General features: G+C 71.3%; 13 protein-coding genes. 10 read left to right on the top strand and 3 right to left on the bottom strand.

Translation table 11 applies throughout. From position 1 onward, the window contains the following. Positions 1–43: 43 nt before the first annotated feature. The 4 genes from ACIOHP_RS18990 to ACIOHP_RS18975 all read left to right on the top strand — a co-directional run bounded on the left by ACIOHP_RS18990 (position 44) and on the right by ACIOHP_RS18975 (position 5397). On the top strand, positions 44–1132 hold the full coding sequence (locus ACIOHP_RS18990; RefSeq protein WP_361553215.1) for a glycine betaine/L-proline ABC transporter ATP-binding protein: 1089 nt from the start codon (positions 44–46) through the stop codon (positions 1130–1132). Beyond that, positions 1125–3731 (top strand): ABC transporter permease/substrate binding protein, encoded by a 2607-nt coding sequence (locus ACIOHP_RS18985; RefSeq protein ID WP_401888767.1) that lies wholly within the window; start codon positions 1125–1127, stop codon positions 3729–3731. Before ACIOHP_RS18990 ends, ACIOHP_RS18985 begins: the two co-directional genes overlap by 8 nt. A gap of 374 nt (positions 3732–4105) precedes the next feature. Then, positions 4106–4675, top strand: coding sequence for a helix-turn-helix domain-containing protein (locus ACIOHP_RS18980; protein ID WP_361487017.1), 570 nt, complete (start codon positions 4106–4108; stop codon positions 4673–4675). Positions 4676–4677: 2 nt separating this feature from the next. Continuing rightward, positions 4678–5397, top strand: coding sequence for a helical backbone metal receptor (locus ACIOHP_RS18975; RefSeq protein WP_401888765.1), 720 nt, complete (start codon positions 4678–4680; stop codon positions 5395–5397). On the opposite strand, the gene ACIOHP_RS18970 is transcribed toward ACIOHP_RS18975, so the two are convergent. Then, a complete protein-coding gene (locus ACIOHP_RS18970; protein WP_401888763.1) occupies positions 5345–6484 on the bottom strand; it encodes a TDT family transporter in 1140 nt (379 codons plus the stop codon). The genes ACIOHP_RS18975 and ACIOHP_RS18970 overlap by 53 nt on opposite strands. A 70-nt stretch (positions 6485–6554) precedes the next feature. On the opposite strand from ACIOHP_RS18970, the gene ACIOHP_RS18965 reads away from it, so the two are divergent. Then, positions 6555–7484, top strand: coding sequence for a LysR family transcriptional regulator (locus tag ACIOHP_RS18965; RefSeq protein ID WP_307033063.1), 930 nt, complete (start codon positions 6555–6557; stop codon positions 7482–7484). Between the two features lie 60 nt (positions 7485–7544). Continuing rightward, on the top strand, positions 7545–8492 hold the full coding sequence (locus tag ACIOHP_RS18960; protein WP_401888761.1) for a phosphotransferase: 948 nt from the start codon (positions 7545–7547) through the stop codon (positions 8490–8492). A gap of 7 nt (positions 8493–8499) precedes the next feature. On the opposite strand, the gene ACIOHP_RS18955 is transcribed toward ACIOHP_RS18960, so the two are convergent. Both ACIOHP_RS18955 and ACIOHP_RS18950 read right to left on the bottom strand, forming a co-directional pair. After that, positions 8500–9186 (bottom strand): gamma-glutamyl-gamma-aminobutyrate hydrolase family protein, encoded by a 687-nt coding sequence (locus ACIOHP_RS18955; protein WP_401888758.1) that lies wholly within the window; start codon positions 9184–9186, stop codon positions 8500–8502. Positions 9187–9277: 91 nt separating this feature from the next. Then, complete coding sequence (locus ACIOHP_RS18950) at positions 9278–10012, bottom strand: FadR/GntR family transcriptional regulator (RefSeq protein ID WP_401888755.1); 735 nt, start codon at positions 10010–10012, stop codon at positions 9278–9280. A 95-nt stretch (positions 10013–10107) separates the two neighbouring features. Between ACIOHP_RS18950 and ACIOHP_RS18945 the strand changes: the two genes are divergently transcribed. Genes ACIOHP_RS18945 through ACIOHP_RS18930 form a run of 4 tightly spaced genes read left to right on the top strand, consistent with a single transcriptional unit; the run spans position 10108 to position 14597 of the window. Next, positions 10108–11466 (top strand): glutamine synthetase family protein, encoded by a 1359-nt coding sequence (locus ACIOHP_RS18945; protein ID WP_401888752.1) that lies wholly within the window; start codon positions 10108–10110, stop codon positions 11464–11466. 8 nt (positions 11467–11474) lie between these two features. Then, positions 11475–12848, top strand: a complete 1374-nt coding sequence (locus ACIOHP_RS18940) for an aldehyde dehydrogenase family protein (RefSeq protein WP_401888749.1) — start codon at positions 11475–11477, stop codon at positions 12846–12848. Continuing rightward, entirely contained in the window at positions 12845–13627 is a 783-nt protein-coding gene (locus ACIOHP_RS18935; RefSeq protein WP_401888747.1) for a 3-oxoacyl-ACP reductase, read from the top strand. Before ACIOHP_RS18940 ends, ACIOHP_RS18935 begins: the two co-directional genes overlap by 4 nt. A gap of 43 nt (positions 13628–13670) precedes the next feature. After that, positions 13671–14597 (top strand): DUF2510 domain-containing protein, encoded by a 927-nt coding sequence (locus ACIOHP_RS18930; RefSeq protein ID WP_401889178.1) that lies wholly within the window; start codon positions 13671–13673, stop codon positions 14595–14597.

Below are 14597 nucleotides of genomic sequence, written 5' to 3'. Positions count from 1 at the left end.
CAGGCGCCGCCACTGACCCCCGCCCCCGAGTCAAGAGGTACGCGTGTCAGCCAGCCTAGAGGCCGAACATCTCTACAAGGTGTTCGGCAGACGACCGAGTGAGGCAGTCGAGAGACTGCGCGATGGAGCCGACCGGGAGGAGCTGCGCGCCGACGGCACCACCGCCGCGGTCGTCGACGCCTCCTTCACCGTGGAACCCGGCCAGATCTTCGTCGTCATGGGCCTGTCGGGATCCGGCAAGTCCACCTTGCTGCGCATGCTCAACGGCCTCCTCGAGCCCACCGCCGGACACGTCCGCTTCGACGGCCAGGACCTGACCGCGCTCGGCGACCGCGAACTGCGCGCGGTCCGGGCGAGGAAGATCAGCATGGTCTTCCAGCACTTCGCGCTCTTCCCGCACCGCAGCGTCCTGGAGAACGCCGCCTACGGCCTCGCCGTACAGGGCGTCCCCCGCGCCGAGCGCGAGAAGCGCGCCACCGAGGCCCTGGCCCTGTGCGGTCTGGCCGGCTGGGAGAAGTCCTGGCCCGACGAGCTGTCCGGCGGTATGCAGCAGCGCGTCGGCCTGGCCCGCGCGCTGGCCACCGACGCCGACCTGCTCCTCATGGACGAGTCGTTCAGCGCGCTCGACCCGCTGATCCGCCGTGACATGCAGGACCAGCTCCTGGAGCTTCAGAAGACCCTGAAGAAGACCATCGTCTTCATCACCCACGACCTCAACGAGGCCATGCGCCTGGGCGACCGCATCGCCGTCATGCGCGACGGCCGTATCGTCCAGATCGGCAGCGCGGAGGACATCCTCGTCCGGCCCGCCGACGACTACGTGGCCTCCTTCACCCAGGACGTCGACCGCTCGCGGGTCCTGACCGCGGGCGCCGTCATGGACCCGGACGTCGTCGGTGACGAGGTCGGCTGCCGCTGCGAGACCGCGACACCGGACACCCCCTTCACCGAACTCTGCGCGATCAGCGCCCGGCTGACGCACCCCGTCGCCGTCCTCGACAAGACCGGGAAACTCGTCGGCCGCGTCCCGAGGCAACGCCTCGTCGCGTTCCTCGGCGACGAACAGTCCGACCCGGTGGCCTGCGACTCGCCCCGGGACAAGGGCGGCGACAAGGCGGTGGCCCGTGCCTAGGATCCCGCTCGGCGACTGGGTCAACGACGCGGTCGACTGGCTGCTCGGCCACATGGCCTGGCTCTTCGACTTCCTCAAGACCGTCTTCACCGGCACCTACGACGGTATCGACGCCGTCCTCCAGGCGCCCCAGCCCCTGCTCCTCGCGGGCATCTTCGCCGTCATCGCCTTCTGGCTGCGCGGCACCACGGCCGGCGTCCTCACCTTCGCGGGCTTCGCCTTCATCGACTCCCTCGAACTGTGGGACGACGCGATGGTGACCCTCTCGCTGGTCCTCGTCGCCACGATCATCGCCCTGGTGATCTCCGTGCCCGTCGGCATCTGGGCGGCCCGCTCCGACCGCGTCAGCGGACTGGTCCGGCCGGTCCTGGACTTCATGCAGACGCTGCCCGCGATGATCTACCTCATCCCGGCGATCCTCTTCTTCGGCACCGGCGCCTCCGCGGGCATCGTCGCCACCCTGATCTTCGCGCTCGCCCCCGGCGTGCGCATGACCGAGCTGGGCATCCGCCAGGTCGACAAGGAACTGGTCGAGGCGGCCGAGGCGTTCGGCACGACTCCCAGGGACACCCTCCTGCGGGTCCAGCTCCCGCTCGCCCTGCCCACCGTCATGGCCGGCGTCAACCAGGTCATCATGCTCGGCCTGTCCATGGCCGCGATCGCCGGCATGGTCGGCACCGGCGGCCTCGGCGGACGCGTCAACGAGGCCATCGGTCAGCTCGACGTGGGCCTCGGGTCCGAGGCGGGCGTCGCCATCGTGATCCTCGCGATCTACCTCGACCGCATGACCGGCGCCCTGGGCACCCAGGTCTCCCCGCTGGGCCGCCGCGCCGCCGCCAAGGCGCGTGCCGCACGGGGGCTGAGGATCTGGTCGTACCGCCCCCGTCCGCAGGTCGCCGTCATCGGCGTGGTGGTCCTCGCCCTCGTCGCGGGCGGCATGGGGATGTTCGGCGGCAAGGGCGACAGCGCCGCCCCGGTCGGCGAGAACGTCGGCCAGGGCAAGAAGGTCAGCATCGGCTACATCCCCTGGGACGAGGGCGTCGCCTCCAGCTTCCTCTGGAAGGAGCTCCTGGAGGAGCGCGGCTTCGAGGTGGAGGCCAAGCAGCTCGACGCCGGCCCGCTCTACACCTCCCTGGCCTCCGGCAACGTCGACTTCCAGACCGACGCCTGGCTGCCGACCACCCACGCCGAGTACTGGAAGAAGTACGGCGACCAGTTGGACGACCTGGGCTCCTGGTACGGCCCGACCTCCCTGGAGCTGAGCGTCCCCTCGTACATGAAGGGCATCGACTCCCTGGAGGATCTCAAGGGCAGGTCCGCCGAGTTCGGCGGGAAGATCACCGGCATCGAGTCCAGCGCCGGAATGATGGGTCTGCTCAAGAGCAAGGTCCTCAAGGACTACGGCCTCGACAAGGAGTACAAGGTCGTCGACAGCTCCACGCCGGCGATGCTGGCCGAGCTGAAGCGGGCGTACAGCAAGCAGGAACCCGTCGTGGTCACGCTCTGGTCGCCGCACTGGGCGTACAGCGACTACAAGCTGAAGAAGCTCAAGGACCCCAAGGGGGCCTGGGGCAAGGGCGACGGTGTGCACACGGTGGCCCGCAAGGGCTTCGCCGACGACAACCCGGTCGTCGCGAAGTGGCTGAAGAACTTCACGATGAGCGAGAAGCAGCTCACGGGTCTGGAAGCCGAGATCAACAAGGCGGGCAAGGGCAAGCAGCAGGACGCCGTACGCGCCTGGCTGAAGGCCAACCCCGGTGTGCTCGACAAGCTCGCACCGGTCGCGGACACCGCCGCCCCGGCCGAGGCGAAGCGGCCCGTCGACGTGGCCTGGTTCCCCTGGGACGAGGACATCGCCGTCACCTACCTCTGGAAGAACGTCCTGGAGCGGCGCGGCTACCAGCTGAACCTCAAGCAGATGGACGTCGGCCCGGTCTACACGGGCCTCGCCTCCGGCGACCTCGATCTCAACTTCGACGCCTGGCTGCCGTACGCACAGGCGAACTACTGGGACAAGAACAAGGACAGACTCGCCGACCTCGGCACCTGGTACGAGCCGACCTCGCTGGAGGTCGCGGTCCCCTCGTACGTCAAGGGCGTGAAGTCGTACGAGGACCTCAAGGGCAAGGCGGACCTCTTCGACGGGAAAATCATCGGTATCGAACCGGGCACCGGCGAGATGAACCTCCTCAAGAAGAAGGTCCTGCCGGGCTACGGCCTGGACAAGGAGTACGACGTCGTCGACGGCTCCACGCCCGCGATGCTGGCCGAGCTCAAGCGCGCCTACGCCAAGAAGCAGCCCGTGGCCGTCGTGCTCTGGTCGCCGCACTGGGCGTACAGCCAGTACGACCTCACCAAGCTGAAGGACGACAAGAAGCTGTTCGGCGAGGGCAACACGATCCGGACCATCGCCAACGAGGAGTTCCCGGCGCAGTACCCGCAGCTCACCAAGTGGATCAAGAACTTCCGGATGAGCGAGGACGAGCTCGGCACCCTGGAGGCCGAGATCAACCAGCGGGGCCAGGGCCACGAGGAAGAGGCCGTCACCGCCTGGCTGAAGGAGCACCCGGACGTGGCGGAGCGGATGACACCGCGGTAGCCGCCCTGGCGAAGCCGCCCGAGGGGCGGGCTCCCCACGTGACCTGACGGCGTGTGGCGAGGCCCGCCCCTCGGGCATGTCCGGGGCCCGCGTATCCGTACGCGGTCCAGGAGAAGGATTCGGACAACCACATAGAGCTATGCCGCCCCCTGAGCCTCATGGGGCGGTCGTGGTCAGCCGGTTCGTCCTGACGGCGCAAACCCCGCACGAGGCGGGTGGAGAGCTGATCTACTGGCCGGAGTTGGCGAGATGGCCCGCACGGGGTTTACGGCAATGTGACCGGCGCGTGAAACGGTTTGCCGAACATGCGTAGGGTGCAGACAACTCCTCAGAGAGTGTGAACGGACCGACGAGCGAAGGAGGGAGCCGGAGCGATGGGCGACCACAAAGAACAACCCTTGCGGGTGGGCGCGGCCGTCAGGCGGCGACGCCGTGCGCTGGAGCTCACCCTCGCCGTCGTGGCCGAACGCAGCGGCCTGTCGGTGCCCTTCCTCAGCCAGATCGAGAACGAGCGGGCGCGGCCCAGCCAGAGCTCCCTGGAGAAGGTGGCCGACGCCCTGCGCACCACCGCCGTGGAACTCCTCGCTGCCGCCGACCCGGCGTGCAGCGTCGACGTCGTCCGCGCCGACGACGCCGAGCCGGAGTGCCGGACCCGGGTGCGTTCCCTGGTGCGTGGCCACCACCAGATGCACGCCCAGGAGTTCACCGGCGACCATGACGCCGGCCGTGAATTCCAGTTCCGCAACGACCAGTTGATGTACGTCGCCGACGGCGCGGTGGAGATCGAGGCGGAGGGCCGGGCGTACCGGCTCGGCCGCGCCGACACGCTCTACCTCACCGGCGGAGTACGGCACCGGTGGCGGGCGACCGTGCCCGAGACCCGGGTCGTGGTGGTCGCGGTGGCCGAGCACATCGAGGCGGTCCGGGACCGGCCACGCACGTGACCATGAGGGTCGTTTCCCTCGTCCCGTCCCTGACGGAGGCGGTGGCCCGTTCCGTCCCCGGGGTTCTGGTCGGTGCCACGGACTGGTGCACCCACCCGGCGGGCCTCGACGTGGTGCGCGTGGGCGGCACCAAGAACCCCGGGACCGACCGCGTGCTCACCCTCGCCCCCGACCTGGTGATCGCCAACGAGGAGGAGAACCGGGAGCCGGACCTCGCCGCTCTGCGCGAGGCGGGCGTCGAGGTCCTGGTGACCGAGGTGAGGAACGTCCCGCAGGCCTTCCGGGAACTGGCCCGGGTCCTTGAGGCGTGCGGCGCGCGGGGACGGCCGCGCTGGCTGGACGAGGCGGAGGCGGCGTGGTCGGCCCTGCCGGAACCGCGGTCCGCCATGACGGCGGTGGTCCCCGTCTGGCGCCGCCCCTGGATGGTGCTGGGCCGCGACACCTTCGCCGGCGATGTGCTGGCTCGCCTGGGCGTGGACCAGGTGTACGCGACGCACCCCGAGCGCTATCCGCGGATCCCGCTCGACGACCTGAACGCGGCCGCACCGGACGTCGTCGTCCTCCCGGACGAGCCCTACCGCTTCACCGCGGACGACGGCCCGGAGGCGTTCCCCGGACTGCCCTGCGCCCTCGTCAGCGGCCGGCACCTCACCTGGTACGGCCCGTCCCTCACCGAAGCGCCGCGGCTGCTGACGCGGGCCCTGCGAGCAGCGCACCGCTGAGCAGTCCGCGCGCGGTGTGCAGGGCGGCGACGGCCCACGCGGCCACGAGAACGACGTACAGCACGACCGCGAGCCACTGGAAGGCGAGCAGCCCGGTGTGCCGGGCCAGCCCCTCCGCCCCGGTGACACAGGTGCCGACCGGGAAGGTGAGGGCCCACCACGTCATCGCGAACCCCATGCCCTCCCGCCGGGCATGCAGGACGTGCGCGGTGGCGAGCGCGAACCACAGCAGCGCGAACCCCATCACGGGCACGCCGTAGAGCAGGGCGAGGACGCCGAAGCCGCCGCTGTAGGGCGTCGGTACGACACCGGGCGCGACGTCCGCGAACTTGGTGACGGCGGTGGTGGACTGCCCGAGGGGGCCCAGCACCAGGAACAGGGTCGGGGTGAGGGCGAGGGGCAGCGGACCGCGGGTGACGAGCCGTCCGAATATCAGCGGCAGCATGAGCAGGGTCGCGAGCAGGCTGATCCCGAACAGGGCCACGCACGCGAGCAGCAGGGTCTCCCGCGCCTGCCCGGCCGGGAGATGGGGCACGAGCAGCGGCCCGAGCGCCGCCGACACCATGGGCGCGACGAGCGGCAGCAGCCACACGGGAGTGGCTTGTGACGGCTCGACGCGATGGCGTACGGCCATGAGGTACGGGACGGCGACGGCGACGGTGAGTCCGATGGCCGTGCCGGCGGTGAAGAGCACGGCGTCGAGAGCGACCGCGGCTCGTGTGCCGATCCAGTCGGTGCCGACGGTGAGGGCGCCGCCGCCGACGGCGAGGAGGGCCATGGAGAGACAGCCGTAGAAGGGCGCCATGGCCGGGTCGAGGAGATGGGCGCGGGCCTGGTCCCGATGGTGGGTCCAGTGCAGGGCGCGGGCGCAGAGCAGGACGGCGAGGAGGGCGAGGGAGAGCGCCCAGACGCCGGTGAGGGCGGTGCGCAGACCGGGAACGGAGACCGGCAGTCCGGCTCCGGCGGTGGCGACGATGGCGGTGCCCATGACGGTGGCGTACCAGTTGGGTCCGAGGTGACGGACGGCGATGGCACGCGGGGGTCGTGCGGTGGCACGGGGGAGAAGGGGCTGGGCTGTGGTGACCATGATTCGACGATCCCGTGATGGTGCGGCTGCCACCAGGGACGACGCCTCTATGAGGACATAAACTGGATTTATGAGCAGTGAGCGGGAGGGCTCTCCCTCGACCCCCGGTGGCATGCTGGCGCACCGCGTCCCCGACCTGGGGGCGCTGGAACTGCTGCTGGCGGTGGCCCGGCTCGGCAGCCTGGGCGCGGCGGCGCGGGAGACCGGCATCACCCAGCCGGCGGCCAGCAGCCGCATTCGCTCGATGGAACGTCAGCTGGGGGTGGCGCTGGTGGACCGCTCACCGCGCGGCTCCCGTCTCACGGACGCGGGCGCGCTGGTGACGGACTGGGCGCGGCGGATCGTGGAGGCGGCGGAGGCGTTCGACGTGGGGGCGCAGGCGTTGCGGGACCGGCGGGACTCGCGGCTGCGGGTCGCGGCGAGCATGACGATCGCGGAGTATCTGCTGCCGGGCTGGCTGTTGGCGTTGCGCGCCCAGCGTCCGGACACGGCGGTGTCGTTGCTGGCCGGCAACTCGGCGGCGGTGGCTGCCCGGCTGCTCTCGGACGAGGCGGACCTGGGGTTCGTGGAGGGTCTGAACGTACCGACGGGTCTCGACTCGGTCGTGATCGCCCACGACCACCTGATCGTGGTGACCGCCCCGGCCCACCCCTGGGCCCGCCGCCGACGACCGCTGGCGGCGGACGAGCTGGCGGTGACGCCGCTGATCCTGCGGGAGAAGGGCTCGGGAACGCGGCAGGTCCTGGACGCGGCACTGGGCGGTCTGGCACGGCCGTTGATCGAGCTGTCGTCCACCACCGCGGTGAAGGCGGCGGCCGTGAGCGGCGCGGGACCGGCGGTACTGAGCGAGCTGGCGGTGGGCGAGGAACTGGCGATGCGCCGACTGGTGCGGGTGCCGGTGGAAGGGGTGTCACTGGCACGGGACCTGAGAGCGGTGTGGCCCACGGGACACCGCCCGGTGGGTCCGGCCAGGGAACTGCTGTCGCTGACGCGGGGGTAGGGGCCGCGGCGGCGAAAAACTCCTGGCCTGCCACCGTGGCCGACCCGCACCATGCCGTACATGCCACCCACCGCCCCGCCCGCCGCAGGCGCCCGCACTCCGTGGGAAGAGCTCCCACCCCAGGTCCGCGACGCCGTGGCCGACATCCTCGGTGAACCCGTCACCCACGCCACCACCCAACCCGGCGGCTTCTCCCCGGGTGCCGCGGCGCGCATCCGCACCGCCCGAGGCCGCCGTGCCTTCGTCAAGGCCGTCAGCGCGGACACCAACGCCACGGGACCCGTGTTCCACCGCCGAGAAGCCCGCTACGCCGCCGCCCTCCCGCCCGCCGTCCCCGCGCCCCGCCTCCTCGGCACCTACGACGACGGCACCTGGGTGGCTCTGGTCTTCGAGGACGTGTCAGGCCGCCAGCCCCATGTCCCCTGGCGGCAGCCGGAGTTGAGGCGTGTCCTCGACGCGGTGACGGACCTCGCCCGGGCCCTCACCCCGTCCCCCGTGCGCGACGCGCCCCCCGCCTCCGAGTCCGCTCTCGGCACGTTCAGCGGCTGGCGACGGCTCCTGGAGGAGGCACACCCGGACCTCGACCCCTGGACCGCCGCCCACCTCCCGTACCTCGCCGACCTGGCCGCCCCCTGGCCCGAGGCCGTCGCCGGCGACACCCTCGCCCACGGCGACCTCCGCGCCGACAACATGCTGCTCACCGACGACACCCGCGTCGTCTTCGTCGACTGGCCGCACGTCGTCCGCGGTGCCCCATGGCTCGACCTGCTGCTCATGCTCCCGTGCGTCAGGGCCCAGGGAGGCCCCGATCCCCAGGAACTCTTCACCGCGCACCCACTGGGCCGCGACGCCGACCCGGACGCCGTCACCGTCGCCCTCGCGGGTCTCGCCGGCTACTTCGTCCACCAGTCGCTGCAGCCCCCGCCGCCGGGCATCCCGACCGTCCGCGCCTTCCAGCGCGCGCAGGGCGAAGCGGCGTCGGAATGGCTGCGAGGCCGGATCCGATAGCCCCGGCTCAGGCTCCCGCCGCCTCCACCAGTCCCCGTACCACTCGCAGATCCTCACCCATCTCCGGATGCCACTGCACCCCCAACACCCAGTCGGAGGAGGGGAGTTCCACGGCTTCCACCGTTCCGTCCGACGCGTGTGCCGATACCAGGAGGCCAGCGCCCAGGCGGTCGACGGCCTGGTGGTGGTAGGTGGGTACGGACGTCTCCTCCGGGACGACACCGGCGTACAACGTCCCCGGCACCGGTTTCACGGTGTGCCACCCGAAGACGCCGACCACCTCCGCGTGCCCCTCGATGTGCTGGACGAGGGTGCCGCCGACGGCGACGTTCAGCAGCTGCATGCCCCGGCAGATCCCGAGCAGGGGGATGCCCGCGGCGAGGGCGGCGTCGATGAGGGCGAGCTCCCAGGCGTCGCGCTCCCGTGCCGGCGGCCCGGTACGGGGCTCGCGCTCGGCGCCGTAGTGCACCGGCTCGACGTCCGGGCCGCCCGCGATCACCAGCCCGTCGAGGCGCGCCACGGCCTCGGTGGCATGACCGGGCGCGTCCGGCGGCAGCATCGCGGCCAGCCCGCCCGCCCGCTGCACGAGCCGCGGGTACCCGACGGGCAGCAGCGCCGCCGCCAGCTCCCAGACGCCCCAGCGTGCCCCGGCCTCCAGGTACGTACTGATGCCGATCAGCGGTCTGCCCGCCATGCGCCCTCCCGGTCCGGCAAAGGATTGTTTCCATACCTTTGTCGAGAGGTGCCCGCGGAGGCAAGACCCCCGGGCCGCACGGAGGCCGCCGTCACGCCAGGAACCCCCTGAGCAGCGCCGCCGTCCCCCCGCAGTGCTCCCGCATCATCTCCCGCGCCCCGTCCGCGTCCCCGTCCAGCACCGCCTCCACCAGCGCGGTGTGCTGGCGTTGGGAGTGCTCGAGGTTGCGGACGAGGAGCGGGATGCAGTCCAGCAGGTCGTTCACCGTGGCCCGGACCGCCGCGTACTGCGCGGTCAGCGATGGTGAGCCGCACAGCTCGGCCAGCGTCAGGTGCAGCATCGTGTCCAGGCGCCGGTAGTCCGTCAGCGGAGCGTCCTGCGTGCGGGCCAGCGCCTCGCGCAGCCGCTCCGCCTGGTCGTCGGCGAGCCCGTGCGCCGCGCACAGACCCGCCGCCCCCACCTCCAGTACCTCGCGGAACCGCAGCACGTCCTCGATGTCGACCGCGGAGATCCGCCGCCGCAGCTCGTCCTCGCCGCCGGCGTCCGACTTCCGCAGCACGAACGTCCCGCCGTACCGCCCGCGCCGCGACTCCACCAGCCCCTGGTCCTGGAGCACCTTCAACACCTCGCGCAGCGTCACCCGGCTGATCCCGAGCCGCTCCGCCAGCTCCCGCTCGGCCGGCAGCCGATCACCCCCCGGCACCAGACCGAGCCGTACGACCTGCAGGATCTGCTCCAATGCCTCCTCGAAGCCGTTGCCCGCCCGTACCGGCCGCAGCACCGGCGTCAACCGGTCCTCCAGGTCGTCCTCCGGATCCAGCGACATCCCGTCGTACCCCCTTCCCAAGCAATGGTTCTCCGCAATACCTTATGGCTTCCGGCCCGGCCGAAAAAAGCGCAGAAGCCCGAAGGAGCCCTCCCGTGGCAGAACGCACACCCCCGCTGAGCGTCGAGGAACTTCACGCCCTCGTCGCGAGCGGCGAGATCGACACTGTCGTCCTGGCCTTCCCCGACATGCAAGGGCGGCTCCAGGGCAAGAGGTTCGCCGCCCGCTTCTTCCTCGACGAGGTGCTCCACCACGGCACCGAGGGCTGCAACTACCTCCTCGCCGTCGACACCGAGATGAACACCGTCGAGGGCTACGCCATGTCCTCCTGGGACCGCGGCTACGGCGACTTCGCCATGCACCCCGACCTGTCCACCCTGCGCCGCGTCCCCTGGAACGCCGGTACGGCCATGCTCATCGCCGACCTCGCCTGGGACAACGGCTCACCCGTGGTCGCCGCCCCGCGCCAGATCCTCCGCCGCCAGCTGGAGCGCCTCGCCGAACTCGGCTACACCGCCATGGTCGGCACCGAGCTGGAGTTCATCGTCTTCAAGGACACCTACGAACAGGCCTGGGACGCGGGCTACCAAGGGCTCACCCCGGCGAACCAGTACAACATCGACTACTCGGTGCTCGGTACCGGTCGCATCGAGCCTCTGCTCCGCCGTATCCGCAACGACATGACCGGCGCCGGCCTCGTCGTCGAGTCCGCCAAGGGCGAGTGCAACCCGGGCCAGCACGAGATCGTGTTCAAGTACGACGAGGCCGTGGTCACCTGCGACCAGCACGCGATCTACAAGACCGGCACCAAGGAGATCGCCGCCCAGGAGGGCGTCTCGATCACCTTCATGGCCAAGTACAACGAGCGCGAGGGCAACTCCTGCCACATCCACCTCTCGCTCACGGACACGGCCGGCAACAACGTGATGGCCGACAACGGCGGCATGTCCGAGGTCATGCGGCACTTCCTCGCCGGACAGCTGGCCGCCCTGCGGGACTTCTCCCTGCTCTACGCCCCCAACATCAACTCGTACAAGCGGTTCCAGCCCGGCTCCTTCGCCCCGACCGCCGTCGCCTGGGGCCACGACAACCGCACCTGCGCCCTGCGGGTCGTCGGCCACGGCCGCTCGATGCGCTTCGAGAACCGGCTGCCCGGCGGCGACGTCAACCCCCACCTGGCGGTCGCCGGACTGGTGGCCGCGGGCCTGTACGGCATCGAACAGAAGCTGGAACTGCCCGAGGCCTGCGCCGGCAACGCCTACACCGCCGACTACGCGCACGTCCCCACCACGCTGCGCGAGGCCGCCGAGCTCTGGGAGAACAGCCCTATCGCCAAGGCCGCCTTCGGTGACGAGGTCGTGGCCCACTACCGCAACATGGCACGCGTCGAGCTGGACGCCTTCGACGCCGCGGTGACCGACTGGGAGCTGCGCCGCTCCTTCGAACGCATGTGAGGCATCTCTTGTCGCAACCGTACGAACTGGACGTCCTCAACCCCGCGACGGAGGAGGTCATCGCCACCGTCCCGGGCGCCGTCGAGCAGGACGTCGACGCCGCCGTCCACCGGGCCGAGCGGGCCCAGCACGCGTGGGCCGCCGTCGCGCCCGCCGACCGGGCCAGGCTGCTGCGCCGCTTCGCCGCCGTCGTCGACGAACACGTGGAGGAACTGGCTCGGTTGGAGGTGCGCGAGGCGGGCCACACCATCGGCAACGCCCGCTGGGAGGCCGGCAACGTCCGTGACCTCCTCGACTACGCCGCCGGTGGAGTGGAGCGGCTCGCCGGCCGGCAGATCCCCGTGCCCGGCGGCCTCGACATCACCCTCCTGGAACCGCTGGGCGTCGTCGCGGTGATCGCGCCCTGGAACTTCCCCATGCCGATCGCGGCCTGGGGCACGGCCCCGGCCCTCGCGGCGGGCAACGCCGTGATCCTCAAGCCCGCCGAGACCACCCCGTTGACCGCGCTGCGCCTCGCCGAACTCGCCCTGGAGGCCGGGCTCCCGCAACACCTCTTCCAGGTCCTGCCGGGCCGCGGCGACATCGCGGGCGACTCCCTCGTACGGCACCCCGGCGTCGCCAAGATCGTCTTCACCGGCTCCACGCGGGTCGGCAAACGCGTCATGGCCCTCTGTGCCGACCAGGTCAAGCCGGTCACCCTCGAACTCGGCGGCAAGAGCCCGAACATCGTCTTCGCCGACACCGACCTCAGGACCGCCGTCGACCCCTTCTCCTTCCTCGACAACTCCGGCCAGGACTGCTGCGCCCGCACGCGCATCCTGGTCCAGGAGTCCGTGTACGACGAGGTCCGCGAGCTGCTCGCCGACGCGCTGGCCGCCGTCGTCGTGGGCGACCCGGCCGACGAGAAGACCCAGATGGGACCGCTGATCTCCCGTCAGCAGCTGGACCGCGTAAGGTCGTTCGTGCCGGACGACGCCCCGGCCCTGCGCGGCAGCGCCCCCGAGGGGCCCGGCTTCTGGTTCGCGCCGACCGTCCTCACGGGGGAGCGGCACGACTCCGAGGCGGCCCGGGAGGAGATCTTCGGACCCGTGGCCGTACTCCTGCCCTTCACCGACGAGCAGGACGCGATCCGGCTCGCCAACGACACCCCCTACGGCCTCTCCGGCTCCATCTGGACCCGGGACGTCGGCCGCGCGCTCCGTGTCTCCCAGGCGGTCCGGGCCGGCAACCTGTCCGTCAACTCCCACTCCAGCGTCCGCTACTGGACGCCCTTCGGCGGCTACAAGCAGTCCGGCGTGGGCCGGGAGCTCGGCCCGGACGCCCTGGCCGCCTTCACCGAAACCAAGAACGTCTTCATCAGTACGGAGGGCCCGACACCGTGACCGAAGAGATTGTCTGCCGACGCCTGGTAGGCCGTACCGCCGTCATCACCGGCGCCGGCAGCGGCATCGGCCTCGCCACCGCCCGACGGCTCGCCTCCGAGGGCGCGCGCGTGGTCTGCGGCGACGTCGACGAGCAGCGCGGCAAGGCGGCCGCCGAGGACGTCGGCGGGATCTTCGTGAAGGTCGACGTCACCGACCCCGAGCAGGTGGAGGCGCTGTTCAGGACGGCGTACGACACATACGGCAGCGTCGACATCGCCTTCAACAACGCGGGGATCTCCCCGCCCGACGACGACTCCATCCTGGAGACCGGCCTCGAGGCCTGGAAGCGGGTCCAGGAGGTCAACCTGACCTCCGTCTACCTGTGCTGCAAGGCCGCGATCCCCTACATGCGGCGGCAGGGCAAGGGCTCCATCATCAACACGGCGTCCTTCGTGGCGAGGATGGGCGCGGCCACGTCCCAGATCTCCTACACCGCGTCCAAGGGCGGTGTCCTGGCCATGTCCCGTGAGCTGGGCGTGCAGTTCGCGCGGGAGGGCATCCGCGTGAACGCCCTCTGCCCCGGCCCGGTCAACACCCCCCTCCTTCAGGAGCTGTTCGCCAAGGACCCCGAGCGCGCCGCCCGCCGCCTCGTCCACATCCCGCTCGGCCGCTTCGCCGAGGCCGAGGAGATCGCCGCCGCCGTCGCCTTCCTGGCCAGCGACGACTCCTCGTTCGTGAACGCCAGCGACTTCCTCGTCGACGGCGGGATCTCGGGGGCTTACGTCACACCGCTCTAGGCCTGCGGCCCAGGCCCTGTCGGCCTAGAGTGCCGGGATGAGCATGACGCCCCCGCCCGGCTGGTACCGCGACCCCAGGCATCCGCATCTGGAGCGCTGGTGGGACGGCACGGCCTGGACCGAGCACCGGCGCGAGCCCGCACATTCGGGCCCGCCGCCGGTGCCTGCGGTGCCGGGGCGGGCGCCGGGCGGCGAGGCCCCGGGGCGCGCGAAGGTCATCGCCCTCATCACGGCCGGGGCGGTCCTGGTCGCGGCGATCGTGACGGGAGCGTTCGTCCTGCGGGACGACGAGGGCACCGAGGACGGCACGACGGTGACCGAGTCCATCACGCCCACCTTCGCACCGACGAGCCGGACCCCCACGCCCACGCCGTCGGAGTCCACCAGCGAGCCCTCCGCCGACGACCCGGCCGTCGTCGAGGACCAGCTCAACGGCATCACCGTGCCGCTGCTCGACGGCTGGGTGCGACCGCAGTTCATCGTCGACGACGACGTCCTCATGTCCACCGACGGCACCTACGACTGCCCCGGCGACCCCGGACTGTGCCGGCACGGTCTCGTCATCTCGCGCACGGTGACCTCGAACGACGAGACATCCCCCGAGGCCCTCGCCAAGGCCGACATCTCCGACGCGGCCGACGACGCCTACGACCGCGACCTCGTCGGCAGGCGGCCCTTCGGCGGCATCGAGTCGCACGAGGTCGTGAAGTCCGGCCCGGTCGCCGTGGCGGGCCGTGCCGGGTATCTCGTCCGCTGGCGCGTCAGGACGGCCAAGGGGCCCGGCGGTTACGTCCAGTCCCTCGCCTTCCAGTCCAGCGTCGGCACCGAGTCCCCGGTCGTCGTGCGCTACGTCTTCGACGCCGGCGAGGACGGGCCGCCGCTCGCCGACATGGACCGGATCACCAAGGGCATCCGGTCCGGCGACGCGAACGGCGGCGGTGTGGGCAGCAGCGTCGGCCCGACGGACTGA

The sequence above is a fragment of the Streptomyces sp. NPDC087859 genome, from assembly GCF_044742595.1.
Lineage (GTDB): Bacteria > Actinomycetota > Actinomycetes > Streptomycetales > Streptomycetaceae > Streptomyces > Streptomyces canus_F.
This window is presented reverse-complemented; position numbering and strand designations above follow the sequence as displayed.

Excerpts from the sequence above, each read along its gene's own strand:
- ACIOHP_RS18965 (WP_307033063.1), top strand. The coding sequence starts at position 6,555 with ATGAGCAGTGAGCGGGAGGGCTCTCCCTCGACCCCCGGTGGCATGCTG.
- ACIOHP_RS18950 (WP_401888755.1), bottom strand. The coding sequence starts at position 10,012 with ATGTCGCTGGATCCGGAGGACGACCTGGAGGACCGGTTGACGCCGGTG.
- ACIOHP_RS18980 (WP_361487017.1), top strand. The coding sequence starts at position 4,106 with ATGGGCGACCACAAAGAACAACCCTTGCGGGTGGGCGCGGCCGTCAGG.
- ACIOHP_RS18970 (WP_401888763.1), bottom strand. The coding sequence starts at position 6,484 with ATGGTCACCACAGCCCAGCCCCTTCTCCCCCGTGCCACCGCACGACCC.
- ACIOHP_RS18930 (WP_401889178.1), top strand. The coding sequence starts at position 13,671 with ATGACGCCCCCGCCCGGCTGGTACCGCGACCCCAGGCATCCGCATCTG.
- ACIOHP_RS18960 (WP_401888761.1), top strand. The coding sequence starts at position 7,545 with ATGCCACCCACCGCCCCGCCCGCCGCAGGCGCCCGCACTCCGTGGGAA.
- ACIOHP_RS18955 (WP_401888758.1), bottom strand. The coding sequence starts at position 9,186 with ATGGCGGGCAGACCGCTGATCGGCATCAGTACGTACCTGGAGGCCGGG.
- ACIOHP_RS18975 (WP_401888765.1), top strand. The coding sequence starts at position 4,678 with ATGAGGGTCGTTTCCCTCGTCCCGTCCCTGACGGAGGCGGTGGCCCGT.